At 64.5% G+C, this 14,190-nt stretch carries 14 protein-coding genes; 4 read left to right on the forward strand and 10 right to left on the reverse strand.

Going from position 1 to position 14,190, the window contains the following annotated elements:
• Positions 1-114 precede the first annotated feature (114 nt).
• The 10 genes from ilvC to EKH80_RS14965 all read right to left on the reverse strand — a co-directional run bounded on the left by ilvC (position 115) and on the right by EKH80_RS14965 (position 9,865).
• Positions 115-1,128 carry a ketol-acid reductoisomerase gene (gene ilvC, locus EKH80_RS14925; RefSeq protein WP_126685574.1) on the reverse strand — a complete coding sequence of 338 codons (1,014 nt, stop codon included), beginning with the start codon at positions 1,126-1,128 and terminating at the stop codon, positions 115-117.
• Complete coding sequence (gene ilvD, locus EKH80_RS14930; RefSeq protein WP_126685575.1) at positions 1,125-2,828, reverse strand: dihydroxy-acid dehydratase; 1,704 nt, start codon at positions 2,826-2,828, stop codon at positions 1,125-1,127. Before ilvD ends, ilvC begins: the two co-directional genes overlap by 4 nt.
• Before the next feature lie 11 nt (positions 2,829-2,839).
• Positions 2,840-3,931, reverse strand: a complete 1,092-nt coding sequence (gene leuB / locus EKH80_RS14935) for a 3-isopropylmalate dehydrogenase (RefSeq protein ID WP_126685576.1) — start codon at positions 3,929-3,931, stop codon at positions 2,840-2,842.
• On the reverse strand, positions 3,928-4,512 hold the full coding sequence (leuD, locus tag EKH80_RS14940; protein WP_126685577.1) for a 3-isopropylmalate dehydratase small subunit: 585 nt from the start codon (positions 4,510-4,512) through the stop codon (positions 3,928-3,930). The genes leuB and leuD overlap by 4 nt, the downstream gene beginning before the upstream one ends.
• Positions 4,509-5,921 carry a 3-isopropylmalate dehydratase large subunit gene (gene leuC / locus EKH80_RS14945; protein ID WP_126685578.1) on the reverse strand — a complete coding sequence of 471 codons (1,413 nt, stop codon included), beginning with the start codon at positions 5,919-5,921 and terminating at the stop codon, positions 4,509-4,511. Before leuC ends, leuD begins: the two co-directional genes overlap by 4 nt.
• Complete coding sequence (locus EKH80_RS14950) at positions 5,918-6,856, reverse strand: branched-chain amino acid transaminase (RefSeq protein ID WP_126685579.1); 939 nt, start codon at positions 6,854-6,856, stop codon at positions 5,918-5,920. The genes leuC and EKH80_RS14950 overlap by 4 nt, the downstream gene beginning before the upstream one ends.
• Entirely contained in the window at positions 6,853-8,439 is a 1,587-nt protein-coding gene (locus EKH80_RS14955) for a 2-isopropylmalate synthase (RefSeq protein ID WP_126685580.1), read from the reverse strand. The genes EKH80_RS14950 and EKH80_RS14955 overlap by 4 nt, the downstream gene beginning before the upstream one ends.
• Before the next feature lie 110 nt (positions 8,440-8,549).
• Positions 8,550-8,687, reverse strand: a complete 138-nt coding sequence (locus EKH80_RS23850) for a hypothetical protein (protein ID WP_158628849.1) — start codon at positions 8,685-8,687, stop codon at positions 8,550-8,552.
• 375 nt (positions 8,688-9,062) lie between these two features.
• A complete protein-coding gene (locus EKH80_RS14960; protein WP_126685581.1) occupies positions 9,063-9,659 on the reverse strand; it encodes a GNAT family N-acetyltransferase in 597 nt (198 codons plus the stop codon).
• Positions 9,659-9,865: a YdcH family protein gene (locus EKH80_RS14965; protein ID WP_126685670.1), complete on the reverse strand. Its 207-nt coding sequence runs from the start codon at positions 9,863-9,865 to the stop codon at positions 9,659-9,661. The genes EKH80_RS14960 and EKH80_RS14965 overlap by 1 nt, the downstream gene beginning before the upstream one ends.
• A gap of 106 nt (positions 9,866-9,971) precedes the next feature.
• Between EKH80_RS14965 and ttcA the strand changes: the two genes are divergently transcribed.
• The 4 genes from ttcA to EKH80_RS14985 all read left to right on the forward strand — a co-directional run bounded on the left by ttcA (position 9,972) and on the right by EKH80_RS14985 (position 14,190).
• Entirely contained in the window at positions 9,972-10,856 is an 885-nt protein-coding gene (gene ttcA, locus EKH80_RS14970) for a tRNA 2-thiocytidine(32) synthetase TtcA (RefSeq protein ID WP_126685582.1), read from the forward strand.
• A gap of 58 nt (positions 10,857-10,914) precedes the next feature.
• Positions 10,915-12,114 (forward strand): amino acid aminotransferase, encoded by a 1,200-nt coding sequence (locus EKH80_RS14975; RefSeq protein WP_126685583.1) that lies wholly within the window; start codon positions 10,915-10,917, stop codon positions 12,112-12,114.
• 149 nt (positions 12,115-12,263) lie between these two features.
• Positions 12,264-13,175 carry a recombination-associated protein RdgC gene (locus EKH80_RS14980; protein ID WP_126685584.1) on the forward strand — a complete coding sequence of 304 codons (912 nt, stop codon included), beginning with the start codon at positions 12,264-12,266 and terminating at the stop codon, positions 13,173-13,175.
• Positions 13,176-13,422: 247 nt separating this feature from the next.
• The gene (locus EKH80_RS14985) at positions 13,423-14,190 is read left to right on the forward strand and encodes a M48 family metallopeptidase (protein ID WP_230473719.1); all 768 of its coding nucleotides are present in this window, start codon (positions 13,423-13,425) and stop codon (positions 14,188-14,190) included.

Raw genomic sequence — 14,190 nt, forward strand, 5'->3', positions numbered from 1 at the left:
TGATGGTCAAAGCGTGTGCTGTGATGGGTGGATGGGAGACTTTCCCGCAAGGAACCATGCGGCGCTCACCGCCGGAGGAAGGGGGGAGGCGTGGGTGTGAGCGCCGCATGGTGTTCAACCGACCTTCTTCAGCGCCGGCTGGGGCTTGGCGCCAGTCTGCAGCCAGGGCATGCGCGCGCGCAGTTTGGCGCCGACCTGTTCGATCGGATGCTCCAAGTCGGCTTGCTTGAACTTCTTGTAGTTCGGCAGGCCGGCCTGGTACTCGGCGATCCAGTTGCGCGTGAACGTGCCGTCCTGGATGTCCTTCAGCACCGCCTTCATGCGCTCCTTGGTGCCGGCGTCGATCACGCGCGGGCCGCTGACGTAATCGCCGTATTGCGCGGTCTCGGAAACGAACTCCAGCATCCTGGTGATGCCGCCTTCGTAGAACAGGTCCACGATCAGCTTCAGTTCGTGCAGCACTTCGTAATAGGCAATCTCGGGCTGATAGCCGGCTTCCACCAGCGTTTCGAAACCCTTCATCACCAGCTCGCTGGCGCCGCCGCATAGCACCGCCTGCTCGCCGAACAGGTCGGTTTCGGTCTCTTCCTTGAAGTCGGTCTTGATCAGCAGCGCACGAGCGCCGCCCAGGCCCGCGGCGTAGGCAGTGGCCTTTTCTCCAGCGTGGCCGCTGACGTCCTGGTGTACCGCGTAGATGCAGGGCACGCCGCGGCCGCGTTCGTACTCGGTGCGCACCAGCGCGCCCGGGCCTTTCGGCGCGACCAGCACCACGTCGATGTCGGTGCGAGGTTCGATCAGCTTGAAGTGCACGTTCAAGCCATGCGCGAACAGCAGCACTGCGCCGGGCTTGATGTTCGGCTCGATCGATTCCTTGTACAGCGTGGGCTGCACCATGTCCGGCGTCAGTACGGCCACCAGGTCGGCGCCGCGCACTGCTTCGGCCGCCTCCACCACATGGAAACCGTCAGCAACGGCCTTGTGCCAAGTGGGGCCATTCGGGCGCAGGCCGACGACGACGTCCAGGCCGGAGTCCTTCAGGTTGAGCGCGTGGGCGCGGCCCTGGCTGCCGTAGCCAAGAACGGCAATGCGCGCCTTGGCGAGCGATTCGGTGGTGGCGGTGGTGCTCATGCGGTGACTCCTGCTTCGGAATGGATGGGGGTGGATGGTTTGTTGCTGTGTGTGGAGGGATGCGTGGTGGCGCCTTCGGAGGCGGAGCCCACCAGTTGGGCGTACTTGGCGAGCGCGCCGCGCGTGACCTTCGGTGCCGGCGGCTGCCAGCTGGCGCGGCGAGTTGCGAGATCGGCATCGGTGGAGATCGTGCGCGACTGCGCGTCGATCACGATGCGGTCGCCCTCATGCAGCAGGCCGATCGGGCCGCCGCGTGCGGCCTCCGGTGCGATGTGGCCGACCATGAAGCCGTGCGTGGCGCCTGAGAAACGGCCGTCGGTAATGAGCGCGATGTCGTCGCCCAAACCACGGCCGATCAAGGCCGCCGTCACGCCCAGCATCTCGCGCATGCCAGGGCCGCCGGCGGGACCTTCATTGCGGATCACCACCACGTCGCCCTTTTCGATCTTGCCGGCCTGCACGGCGGCGAAGGCCTGTTCCTCGCTTTCGTATACGCGTGCGCGGCCTTCGAAATGCGTCGTGCCCTTGCCGGCTAGCTTCAGAATGCAGCCTTCGGGCGCCAGATTGCCGTACAGAATCGAATAGCCGCCGCGCGGCTTCAGCGGTTTGCTTATCGGATGCACGACATCCTGCTGGTCAGCGCGCGGCGCCGCGGCGCATTCCTCGAACAGGCTGCGACCGGTGACGGTGGGGCCGTCTTCCAGCATGTTCGCGGCGATCAATTCCTGCGCGACGCGCGCGCTGCCGCCGGCGCCAAACAGCTCCACCGCGGTGTAACGCCCGCCCGGCATCAAATCGGCGATGACCGGTGTGTGCACGGAGGCGGGTTCGAAATCCTCGATCGTCCACGGCACGCCGGCTTCACGCGAGATCGCCAGCAGGTGCAGCACCGCGTTGGTGGAACCCGCGGTAGCGGCCACCATGCGCGCGGCATTGCGGAACGCCGTCTGCGTCAGGATGTCCAGCGGCTTGCGTTGCTCACGCAGGCAATCCATCACCAGCTCGCCGCAACGGAACGCGGCATGCTGCTTCGCCGGATGCGTGGCGGGAATGTCGTTGAAGCCCATCGGCGACAGGCCCAGCGTCTGCAGCACCATCGCCATCGTGTTGGCGGTGAACTGGCCACCGCAGGCGCCGGCACCCGGGCAGGCATCCTTTTCCACCGCGGCCAGCTCGGCATCGTCGATCTTGCCGGCGCCATGCGCGCCGACCGCCTCGAACACCTGCTGGATGGTGATCGGATGGTCGTGATGGTTGCCGTGCGCAATGCTGCCGCCGTACAGCGCGACCGCCGGAATGTTCAGGCGCGCCATCGCCATCGCAGCCGCCGGAATGGTTTTGTCGCAGCCGCACAGCACCACCATGGCGTCGAGGCAATGGCCGTCCACGGCCAGCTCGATTGAATCGGTGATCACCTCACGACTGATCAGCGAGGCGCGCATGCCGGGCGTACCCATCGCAATGCCGTCGGTGACGGCGATGGTGTTGAATTCGATCGGCGTGCCGCCGGCTGCGCGGATGCCGGCAGAAACATGTTCGGCCAGCTCGCGCAGATTGAGGTTGCACGGGCTGACGTTGGACCAGGTATGCACCACCGCCACCAGCGGCTTGGAGATATCCCCGTCCTGCAAGCCGGTGGCACGCAGCATCGCGCGCGCCGGGGCGCGGTCGGGGCCGGATTTGATCAGGTCGCTACGCATCGTGCCCCCACTCAGCCGCAGGCACGCAGGCCGCTCAGAAAAGCCGGCGTGGCGACGTCGTCCAGGGCGGCGATCACCGCGTCGCGGATCTGCGCGGTGCCGGCTTTACCGCCGATGTCGCGGCTGTGCGGGCCGTTGCTCAGCACATGGCCGACCGCCGCTTCGATCGTGGTGGCTTCGACGTCCAGATCCAGTGAGTGGCGCAGCAGCAGCGCAGCGGAAAGGATCGCGCCCAGCGGATTGGCGATGCCCTGGCCCGCGATGTCCGGTGCCGAACCGTGGATCGGTTCGTACAGGCCGACCTTGCCTTCGCCTAGCGATGCGGACGGCAGCAGGCCCAGCGAGCCGGCCAGGGCAGCGGCTTCGTCGGTGAGAATGTCGCCGAACAGGTTCTCGGTGACGACTACGTCGTAGCGTGCCGGTTGCGTCAGCAACAGCATCGCCATCGAATCGACCAGTTGGTGCTCCAGCTTCACGTCCGGATATTCGGCGGCAATGCGTGTCACCGTGCTGCGCCACAGGCGCGAGGTTTCCAGCACGTTGGCCTTGTCCACCGAGGTGACATGCTGGCGGCGTTCGCGTGCCAGCTCGAAGGCCCGGCGCGTGACGCGCTCGACTTCGGCCACGGTGTATTTGCATTCGTCGGTGGCGGCATCGGTGGTGCGTGTCTTTGCACCGAAATACGCGCCGCCGGTCAGCTCGCGCACAAACAGCACGTCGACGTGCTTGAGCTTTTCGTTCTTCAGCGGCGATAGCGAAGCCAGCGCCGGATGCACCTGCAATGGACGCAGGTTGGCGTAGACGCCCAGCGCAGCGCGGATCGCGAGCAGTCCTTGCTCAGGACGAACCTTTGCCTGCGGGTCGGACCACTTCGGCCCGCCGACCGCGCCCAGCAGTACCGCATCAGCCTTCTTGCAGGCTTCCAGGGTGGCGGCCGGCAACGGTTCGCCGGTGGCGTCGATGGCACAGCCGCCGATCAGTTGCGCTTCGAATTCGAAGCTGTGGCCGCTGCGCTCGGCAACAGCTTCCAATACGGCGACTGCCGCGTCGAGAACTTCCGGACCTACGCCGTCGCCGGGCAGGGTAACGATGCGCGCCTTCATGCCGCCTTCTCCTGGTGATGTTCGTATTGGGTGATGGCGTCGCCGTGCTGGAGCAGGAAACCGAGTTGGTCCACGCCGTTGAGCAGGCAGTGGCGCGCGAATGGTTCGAGCTGGAAGCCGATGCGTCCGCCATCCGGCAATTCGATCGCCTGTTCGCGCACGTCAATGGACAGCTCGATGCCGGGATTGCGCAGCAGCCAGCGGTGCTCGGCCTCGTCCAGCACGATGGCGAGCAGGCCGTTCTTCAGCGCGTTGCCGCGAAAAATGTCGGCGATCTCGCTGCACAGTACCGCCTGGATGCCGTAATCCAGCAGCGCCCACGGCGCGTGTTCGCGCGAGGAGCCGCAGCCGAAGTTGCGGCCGACGACAAGAATCGAGCAGCCGTGCGCTTCCGTCTGGTTGAGCGGGAAGTCGGGGTTGTCGCTGCCGTCTTGCCGATAGCGCCAGTCGTTGAAGCAGAACTTGCCCAGGCCGGCGCGCTCGGTGGTGGTCAGGAAGCGCGCCGGAATGATGCGATCGGTGTCGATGTTCTCGTCCGGCAGCACGGCGGTGCGCGAATGGATGCGGGTTACAGGCTTCATGCGGCCACCTCCGTCAGGTATTCGCGTGGATCGGCGATCGCGCCAGCAATGGCTGAAGCGGCGGCGGTGGCAGGGCTGGCCAGCACGGTGCGCGCGCCCTTGCCCTGGCGGCCTTCGAAATTGCGGTTGGAAGTGCTCACCACCAGCTGGCCCGGTTGCGCCAGGTCACCGTTCATCGCGATACACATCGAACAGCCCGGGATGCGCCATTCCGCGCCGGCGGCGAGAAACACCTCATGCAGGCCTTCCTGCTCCGCATCGCGGCGCACCGCTTCGGAGCCAGGCACGACCAGTACGCGAACGCCCTTGGCGACGCGGCGGCCGCGCATCACTCCGGCTGCTTCACGCAGGTCCGACAGACGTGAGTTGGTGCAACTGCCGATGAACACCACGTCCACCGCAGTACCCTGCATCGGCTGATTTGCCTTGGCCTGCATGTAATCCAGCGCCCGCTGCTCCACCGGGTTGCGCGCGGCGGGTACGGGCTGGTCCAGCGCGATCGCCATGCCTGGGTGGGTGCCGTAGGTGACGGTAGGGCGGATCTGGCTGGCGTCGAAGCGTGCTTCACGGTCGTACTTCGCGCCTTCGTCGCTGCGCAGTTCGCGCCAGCGCTGTACGGACGCGTCCCATGCTGCGCCTTGCGGCGCGCGGGGACGACCTTTCAGCCAGGCAAAGGTGGTTTCGTCGGCGGCGATCAATCCTGCGCGTGCACCCGCTTCGATCGACATGTTGCACACCGTCATGCGCTCTTCCATCGTCAGCGCTTCGATCGCTTCGCCGCGATACTCCAGCACGTAGCCGGTGCCGCCGTCGACGCCGATCTCGCCGATGATGTGCAGGATCAAGTCTTTTGCCCCCACGCCACGCGGCAGCTTGCCGTCCACATGGATCGCGAAGGTTTTCGGCTTGCGTTGCAGCAGGCATTGCGTGGCCATCACATGGCCGACTTCGGTGGTGCCGATGCCGAACGCCAGGGCGCCGAACGCGCCATGGGTGGAGGTGTGGCTGTCGCCACACACGATGGTCATGCCCGGCTGCGTGGCGCCTAGCTCGGGACCAATTACATGCACGATGCCGCGATCGCTGCTGTCCCAGCCGTACAGCTGCACCCCGAAGTCGCGGCAATTGGTTTCCAGCTGCGCGACCTGCGCTTTCGCTTCGGCGTTCGCATAGGGACGTTCGCCGCTCGCTGCCGGCGGCAAGGTCGGCGTGGAGTGGTCCAGCGTTGCCAGCGTGCGATCCGCGCGGCGCAGTTTCAGGCCGCGTGCGCGCAGTTCGCCAAAGGCCTGGGGCGATGTGACTTCATGCACCAGATGCAGATCGATGTACAGCACGGCCGGCGTGTCGGCTGTTTCCGGCGCCACGACGTGCGCATCCCATATTTTTTCGAATAGCGTGCGGGCGCTCATGCCGCCTCCTTTGCTGTAGTGGTTTCGACATGGGTAAGCCAGCCGTAACGGTCTTGGGTGCGGCCGTCGAACAAGCCGAAGAACGCATCGCGCAATACACGCGTGATCGGACCGGGCGTACCTTTGCCGACCGGCTTGCGATCCACCGAACGCACCGGCGTGATTTCGGCGGCGGTGCCGGTCATGAAGATTTCATCGGCGGTGTACAGCGCTTCGCGCGGCAGGTCGCGCTCTTCCATGACATAGCCCATGTCGTTGGCCAGCGTGATCACCGAGTCGCGCGTGATACCAGCCAGGATGCCGGCGCTCGATGGCGGCGTAAGCAACTTGCCGCGCTTGATCAGGAACAGGTTTTCGCCGGCGCCTTCACTCAGCAGGCCGTTGTAACCCAGCGCGATGCCTTCGTCGAAGCCGCCGCGGCGCGCTTCCAGGCCGATCAGCTGGCTGCTCAGGTAATTGCCGCCGGCTTTCGCCCAGCTGGGGTAAGTGTTGGGCGCCGCGCGATTCCATGAAGACACGCACACGTCCGCGCCGCGCTCGGCGGCTTCGCCAAGATACGCACCCCATTCCAAAGCCAGGATCGCGACGTCGACGGGCGCACCGTCCCTGGGGAGAACGCCGAGCCCGCCGGCGCCGCGAAAAACGATCGGTCGTACGTAGGCTGACGCCATCCGGTTGGCGCGGATCAATTCCAGGCAGGCTTGGTTGATTTCTTCTTCGCTGTAGCCGATGTCGATTTCGTATACGCGCGCCGAGTCGAACAGGCGGCGCGTGTGTTCGGTGAGACGAAAATAGGCCGGCCCTTCCGGCGTGGCGTATACGCGTTCGCCTTCGAATACGGACGAGCCGTAATGCAGGGCGTGCGTGCTGACGTGAACGGTGGCCTCGGCCCAGGGCTTGATGCGGCCGTTATGCCAGAGGAAGGGCGTACTCATGCGGCGGTCTCCATGGGCGAGGCGTTTTGGCGCTCGATGCGATTGACGATGGCGAGTGCGGCGTGCGCGGTTGCCTCGATGATGTCGGTGCTGACGCTGCTGCCGTGCCAGTCGCGCGTGGCGTGACGCGCGACGAGTTGTGCATGGCCCTGCGCATCGCCGCCTTCGCTGATCGCGCGCACCTGGAAACGCGTCAGCACCATGTTGGTGCCGGTGGCGCGTTCGATGGCGCGCAGCACCGCATCGACCGGGCCATCGCCGATGGCGGCTTCGCCCACTTCACGACCGTCTTCGTTGCGCAGCTTCACCGAGGCCGAGGCGCTGCCGCCCAGATGCGAGTTGGTGTTGAGCTGGGTGAGGTGCCAGGGGCCGGTGGCATCCGGATCCTGGCCCAAGGCAAGCGCTTCCAGATCCTCGTCGCGAATCTCCCGCTTGCGGTCGGCCAGTGCCTTGAAGCGCTTGAACACGCTGTCCATGGCATCGTCATCCAGCTTGTGCCCCAGTGTTTCCAGGCGCTGACGCAGCGCATGGCGGCCCGAATGCTTGCCCAGCACCAGCGTGGTTTCGGCAATGCCGACGTCTTCCGGGCGCATAATCTCGTAGGTGCTGCGATGCTTCAGCATGCCGTGTTGATGGATGCCCGATTCGTGCGCGAAGGCGTTGTCGCCCACCACGGCCTTGTTGCGCTGGACGGTCTGGCCGGTGAGCTGGCTCAGCAGGCGCGACGTGGGGTACAGCTTGTGCGTGTCGATGCGGGTGCGCAGCCCAAAGCGTGGCGCGCGAACCTTCAGCGCCATCACGATTTCTTCGAGTGCGGCATTGCCGGCGCGTTCGCCGATGCCGTTGATGGTGCATTCCACCTGGCGCGCGCCGCCGCTGACTGCAGCCAGGCTGTTGGCTACGGCCATTCCCAGGTCGTCATGGCAATGCGAGGAAAACACCGCCTTATGCGCATCGCGCACGTGCTGGCGCAAATAGCTGAACAACTCGAAGATCTCGGCGGGCGTGGTGTAGCCCACGGTGTCGGGAACGTTGACGGTGGTGGCGCCGGCGGCGATGGCGGCGCTGAAGACTTCGACCAGGAATTCCGGCTCGGTGCGCAGCGCATCTTCGGCGGAAAACTCGATATCCGCGCAGTATTTGCGCGCATGCAGGATGGAGGCGACCGCGGTGTCCAGCACTTGCTGCTTGCTCATGCCGAGCTTGTGTTGGCGATGCAGCGGGCTGGTGGAAAGAAACAGATGGATGCGTGATCGGTGGGCGTGTTCCAGTGCGCGTGCCGCGGTGTCGATATCGCCGGTTTGACATCGTGCCAAAGCGCACACGGTGGTGTTGCGCAAACTTCGGGCGATCTCCTCGACGGCCGCGAAATCGTCCGGCGAGGCTTGCGGAAAGCCGGCTTCCAGCACGTCCACGCCTAGCGCTTCCAGCGCTTGTGCCATGCACAATTTTGCGCGCTTATCCATGGAAAACCCGGGGGCCTGTTCGCCGTCGCGCAGTGTTGTGTCGAAGATGCGTACACGATCTTCGGCACTGTCCGTACTTTCGCCGGGTTCGTTCGGTTGGGCTGTTGCAGAGGTCATGGCCTGGCTCCGTTCAGGTGAAGACGAGGGCGATAAAAAACCCCGCATCCTGGTGGGTGCGGGGTTCTTTGGGGGTCTAGGTCAGTTTTTCTTTACCTTGACACGCGCCCTCAGCCCGCACCTCCGTTGGTAATGAGGAGTACGAGTACAAGGGAAAGAAGAAGGAGGCCGGCGAGCGGCAACGCGTCGATGAGCGTCGGGGGACGGATCGCGGCGATGAATTCGCGGTGGCTGTTGCGTTGCGGCATGTCATCGACCGTACGGCATGCCGCGCGGACGTGTCAACACTTTTTATATGAGAAATTTTCCGAATTGCCGATTTTGGCGTGTTTGGATGGCTAAACGTCCATAGCTATCAAGCACTCACGGCTTTTTTGGTTTCATGCGCAACTTAAGGTCGTTGCATTCGAAACAAAAAAATTGACGATGCTCATGCGCGCAAAGTGGACAAGCGTCTGGACCTTCGCGGGCGTATTGAAAGAGGAGTAGGGCGGAGAGCCACAAGAAGGACGCCTAACTTCGCACAGTTGCGTGTCAATCGTAGGCTGGGTTGCGAAACCCAGCATCGCCATGCATGCACCCCGCGCGATGCTGGGATTGGCATCCCAGCCTACGCGCTCGAATCAGCTGTTACTCAGCCGGGCCAGCCGCATGGACAGCCAACGCTGCACGTCCGGCCATTCACTAGCGATGATCGAATAGCACACCGTATCGCGCAACGCGCCGTCCGGGCGGCGCTTGTGGGCACGTAGCACGCCGTCCTTGTGCGCACCCAAGCGCTCGATCGCGCGTTGCGAATCCAGATTGCGATGGTCGGTATGGAACTCCACCGCCACGCAGCCGAGTGCTTCGAAGGCGTGCTTCAGCAGCAGGCGCTTGCAGGCGGTGTTGAGGTGGCTCTTCTGCCAGCGCCTCGCGTACCAGGTGTAGCCGATCGCCAGGCGCGGTAGTTCCGGGACGAAGTCGTAGTAGCGCGTGGTGCCGACGATCTCGCCGCTGGTCTTCTCGCGCACGGCAAACGGCAACATGGTGTTGGCCGCCAGGCCGGCGAGGGCCTTCTCGATATAGTTCATGGCCTGGCCTGGGGCCGGGGCGCTGGTGAACCACAGGTTCCACAGCTCGCCGTCCGCCGCCGCGGCTTCGAGCTCGGGCGCATGCTGCAGGGTGAGGGGTTCGAGCAGGACGTGATCGTCCTGGAGAGCGGTCGGGGTGAGCGGCATCAGGCGTCGAGGTCGGGGATCAGCTTGCTTTCCAGCCGGGCGATGGCGTCCTTGAGCAGCAGTTTGCGTTTCTTCATGCGAGTGATCTGCAGCTCATCGCGGCCGATCGAATGGGACAATTGCTGGATGGCCACATCCAGGTCGCGGTGTTCCTGGCGCAATTCAGCCAGTAGATGGGCGATCTGGGCGGGGTCCTGGGCCTGCATGGCGGCGTTGCACGGGCGGCGATGAGAGGCCGTCATTGTAACGCGCCCCGGACATAGCAGCGGGACGGGTACAATAGGCGACTGCCCGTCGTATCCCCAGCCGCCCATGTCCGCCCATACCGAGGCCACTTCGCCCGATCCCACCCGCAAGCGCGCCTACGAGGCCGCCAAACTGGCCAAACGCCTGCGCCACCAGGTCGGCCAGGCGATCGCCGACTTCAACATGGTCGAGGATGGCGACAAGGTGATGGTGTGCCTGTCGGGCGGCAAGGACTCCTACACCATGCTCGACATCCTGCTGTCCTTGCAGGCCAAGGCGCCGGTGCGCTTCGAGCTGATCGCGGTGAACTTGGACCAGAAGCAGCCGGGCTTTCCCGAGCACGTGCTGCCGCAGTATCTCAGCGAGCGCGATGTGCCGTTCCACATCATCGAGCAGGACACCTACAGCACTGTCACCCGGGTGATCCCCGAAGGCAAGACCATGTGCAGCCTGTGTTCGCGCCTGCGCCGCGGCGCGCTATACGCCTGGGCGGCAGAGAACGGCGTTACCAAGATCGCGCTGGGTCACCATCGGGACGACATTCTTGCGACGTTCTTCCTCAATCTGTTCCATCAGGCCAGCCTGAAGGCGATGCCGCCCAAGCTGCGCTCCGACGACGGACGCCACGTGGTGATCCGTCCGCTGGCCTATTGCAAGGAAAGCGATATCGCCGATTACGCCGAGCACAAGCAGTTTCCGATCATTCCCTGTAATCTCTGCGGTTCGCAGGAGAATCTGCAGCGCAAGTCGGTCGGACGCATGTTGCAGGAATGGGAGCGCCAGCATCCCGGGCGCAGCGAAACCATGTTTCGCGCGCTGGGCAATGTGGTGCCCACGCAATTGGCGGATCGCAAGTTGTTCGATTTCGCTGCGCTGGGCTCGCGTGAGGGCGCCAAGCGCGCCGACGCGCATGGATGGCTGGCAGGAGCCGAAAGCGAGAACGGCGAATAAGTATTCAGGCGGACGTCTGGACGTCCATATCTTTCTCACCATTTTGTCGAGTAGAACCGTGTCCCATTTCGCATCCGTTGAAATGACCCCAGGCGATCCGATCCTGGGCCTCACCGAAGCCTTCGTGGCCGATTCGCGTCCCGGCAAGGTCAACCTCGGCGTGGGCATTTATTACGACGAAAGCGGACGCATTCCGGTGCTGCGCGCGGTCCGCCAGGTGGAACAGGCGCTGGCGAAAGAATCGCTGCCGCGCGGCTATCTGCCGATCGACGGGCTGCCGGCTTACACCCAGGCCACGCAAAGGCTGGTGTTCGGCCCCGAATCGCCGCTGCTGGCGGCTGGCCGCGTGGCCACCTCGCAGACCATCGGCGGCAGCGGCGCGCTGCGCGTGGGGGCGGATCTGCTGAAGAAGGCGCTGCCCAAAGCCAAAGTGGCGATCAGCAGCCCGAGCTGGGAAAACCATCGCGTGGTGTTCAACGCGGCAGGTTTCGAAGTGCTGGATTACGCCTACTACGATGCGGCTACCAACGGGCTGGATTTCGCCGGCATGCTGGCGGATCTGGGTAAGCTGGAGCCGGGCACGGTGGTGCTGTTGCACGCCTGCTGCCACAACCCCACCGGCGTGGATCTGTCGGTCGAGCAATGGAAGCAGGTCGTTGCGCTGGTGAAAGATCGCCAGCTGTTGCCGTTCATCGACATGGCCTATCAAGGTTTCGACAAGGGCATCGACGAGGATGCCGCCGCGGTACGCCTGTTTGCCGAGTCGGGCATCGATTCGTTCGTGGTGGCGAACTCGTATTCCAAGTCGTTCTCGCTGTACGGCGAGCGTGTGGGCGCGCTGTCGGTCGTTGGCGCCACGCGTGAGGAAGCGCTGCGCGTGCAGTCGCTGGTCAAGCGCATCATCCGCTCCATTTATTCCAGCCCATCCACGCACGGCGGTGCCCTAGTGGCCGGCGTGCTCAACAGCGCAGAATTGCGCGCGTTGTGGGAGCAGGAACTCACCGAAATGCGCGAGCGCATTCACGCGATGCGTGCCGGCATGGTGGAAAAGCTCGCTGCGCACGGTGCGCCGCAGTTCGGCTTCATCCAGCAGCAGGCCGGCATGTTCTCTTACTCCGGCCTGAGCAAGGCCCAGGTGGATCGCTTGCGCGAAGAGCATGCGATCTACGCGATCGGCACGGGACGCATTTGCGTGGCGGCGTTGAATCGTAACAATCTCGATACGGTAGTGGCCGCCGTAGCTGCCGTCATTCGCTAAATTTCATCGTACCGATAGCCGCTCCCTCCCCTACGTGCAGTAGGGGAGGGTTGGGGTGGGGTGTAGCCCCCACGCTTGCGGCACGCTCCAGTAACCCCCTCCCGACCTCCCCCGCAAGCAGGGGGAGGGCGTATCGATCGGACTCAAGCATGTTTTTCCGCAACCTCACGCTGTTCCGTTTTTCTCCCGCCGTTGCCGAAGACCTCAAGCGCCTCGACGAAGCGCTGGACGATCATCGGTTGCGCCCGTGCGGTCCGCTGGAAATGGGCACACGTGGTTTCGTGCCGCCGGTCGGCCGTGGCGACGATGCGCCGATGACGCATGTCGTGAAGGCATGCACGCTCATTACCGTCGGTGCCGAGGAGAAGCTGCTGCCTTCAGCGGTTGTGAACGATGAATTGCAGCGCAAAGTGCAGAAGATCGCCGAAGAAGAAGGGCGCAAGGTCGGCGGGCGCGAACGCAAGCGGCTCAAGGAAGACCTGCTTACCGAACTGCTGCCTCGTGCCTTTGTGCGCAGCTCGCGCATGTCCGCCTACGTTGATCGCAAGCACGGCTGGCTGGTGCTCGACACCTCGAGCCGCAAGAACGCGGAGAACGCGCTCACGCAGGTGCGCGAAGCACTCGGCAGCTTCCCCGCGGTGCCGCTCGCGCCCGAAGAAGGTCCTCGGGTCCTGATGACGGACTGGCTTGCCGGCGGCAACTTGCCGGGCGGTCTTGCGCTGGGCGACGAATGCGAATTGCGCGATCCGGCCACTGCCACCGGCGCAATCGCACGTTGCCGCCGTCAGGATCTCGATGCGGAGGAAGTGAAGGAGCACCTGCGCAACGGCAAGCAGGTGTTTCAGCTCGGCCTGGTGTTCGACGATCGCATCAGCTTCGTGCTCGGCGAAGACCTGGTGCTGCGCAAGCTGAAATTCCTCGATGCGGTGCTCGACGAACTGGGCGACAGCCAGCAGGATGCTGCGGCGGAAATGGATGCCCGCTTTGCGCTGCTGACGCTGGAACTGGAGCGGCTGCTGGGTAAGCTGGAGGAGTGGTTCGGCTTGCCGCGGCCGGAGTGACGGCTTCGCCGCCGAGCCGTCCTTCCCTGTATCCGGGGCCCAGTGTCGTGATCTGTCGCCGGGCCCCGGCTTCTGCCGGGGGCCACATGGGTGAGGTCGTCCCAGGTCTCCCTGAGACGCGCGTCAGGCCGGGCTTCCCGCCGGAGCGGCAAAAAAGCCCTTGCGCGAAGCCGCGGCACCCCACATCCTGCCTGTGCCCAGACCCCCCACCCCTTCGGTCTGGGGGCAGTTTGGAAAGGCTTAAATCATGGCGTATCTCGACGGCGACTGGCTGGAGCTGGCGACACCCAGCGGCAACACTATCCGTGTGCTCAAAGCTTCGCATCCGCGGGCGCGACGACTGCGTCTGACGGTATCGACCAAGGGCGCGCGCATCACCTATCCCCAAGGCACGCATCCTTCACAGGTCAATGCGTTTCTGCGTCACAACGCCGACTGGCTGGAGAAGAAGCTCGGCGAACTCAACCTGGTGATCGAGCCGCTGCCGCCGTTGCGCGTCGGTTCGCCGGTGGAATTTCCGTTGCGCGGAGAAGCCATCACGCTGGACTGGGCCGAAGGCGTGTATCCGCGTGTCGTTGCCTTTGAAGGCGGCCTCACGCTGGAAATTCCCCGCCCGCACAGCCGCGCTTTGCCGGTCGCGCGCGGCTTGCTTGCCTCGTATTTCGAAACCCAGATCCGCCGCGACGTCTCGCGCTGGCTCGCCAGCTATGTGCCGCAATTGGGCCTTGCACCGACCGCGCTGCGCATTCGTCCGATGAAGAGCCTATGGGGCAGCCTGGACACCCGCGATCGCATCAATCTGGATCTTGCGCTTGCCCTCGCGCCTCCTGCGGCTTTGCGCTACGTGTTGGCGCACGAGCTGTGTCACCTGAAAGTCCGCAATCACTCGCCGCGCTTCTGGGCGCATGTGGAAGCGATCTTCCCGGATTGGCGTGAGCAGCGTGACTGGCTGCGCCAGAACGGCGCATTGCTGAAAGCGGAGCTGGATCGTTTGATCGCCGACGTCGCTGACTGA

Origin of the sequence: Dyella choica (genome assembly GCF_003977665.1) — a bacterium.
Taxonomy (GTDB): domain Bacteria; phylum Pseudomonadota; class Gammaproteobacteria; order Xanthomonadales; family Rhodanobacteraceae; genus Dyella_B; species Dyella_B choica.

What these genes read in the sequence shown, in the direction of transcription:
- EKH80_RS14980 (WP_126685584.1), top strand. Translation starts at nt 12,264, where the DNA reads ATGTTTTTCCGCAACCTCACGCTGTTCCGTTTTTCTCCCGCCGTTGCC.
- EKH80_RS14985 (WP_230473719.1), top strand. Translation starts at nt 13,423, where the DNA reads ATGGCGTATCTCGACGGCGACTGGCTGGAGCTGGCGACACCCAGCGGC.
- EKH80_RS14960 (WP_126685581.1), bottom strand. Translation starts at nt 9,659, where the DNA reads ATGCCGCTCACCCCGACCGCTCTCCAGGACGATCACGTCCTGCTCGAA.
- leuD (WP_126685577.1), bottom strand. Translation starts at nt 4,512, where the DNA reads ATGAAGCCTGTAACCCGCATCCATTCGCGCACCGCCGTGCTGCCGGAC.
- ttcA (WP_126685582.1), top strand. Translation starts at nt 9,972, where the DNA reads ATGTCCGCCCATACCGAGGCCACTTCGCCCGATCCCACCCGCAAGCGC.
- ilvC (WP_126685574.1), bottom strand. Translation starts at nt 1,128, where the DNA reads ATGAGCACCACCGCCACCACCGAATCGCTCGCCAAGGCGCGCATTGCC.
- leuC (WP_126685578.1), bottom strand. Translation starts at nt 5,921, where the DNA reads ATGAGCGCCCGCACGCTATTCGAAAAAATATGGGATGCGCACGTCGTG.
- EKH80_RS14965 (WP_126685670.1), bottom strand. Translation starts at nt 9,865, where the DNA reads ATGCAGGCCCAGGACCCCGCCCAGATCGCCCATCTACTGGCTGAATTG.
- EKH80_RS14950 (WP_126685579.1), bottom strand. Translation starts at nt 6,856, where the DNA reads ATGAGTACGCCCTTCCTCTGGCATAACGGCCGCATCAAGCCCTGGGCC.
- EKH80_RS14955 (WP_126685580.1), bottom strand. Translation starts at nt 8,439, where the DNA reads ATGACCTCTGCAACAGCCCAACCGAACGAACCCGGCGAAAGTACGGAC.
- EKH80_RS23850 (WP_158628849.1), bottom strand. Translation starts at nt 8,687, where the DNA reads ATGCCGCAACGCAACAGCCACCGCGAATTCATCGCCGCGATCCGTCCC.
- ilvD (WP_126685575.1), bottom strand. Translation starts at nt 2,828, where the DNA reads ATGCGTAGCGACCTGATCAAATCCGGCCCCGACCGCGCCCCGGCGCGC.
- leuB (WP_126685576.1), bottom strand. Translation starts at nt 3,931, where the DNA reads ATGAAGGCGCGCATCGTTACCCTGCCCGGCGACGGCGTAGGTCCGGAA.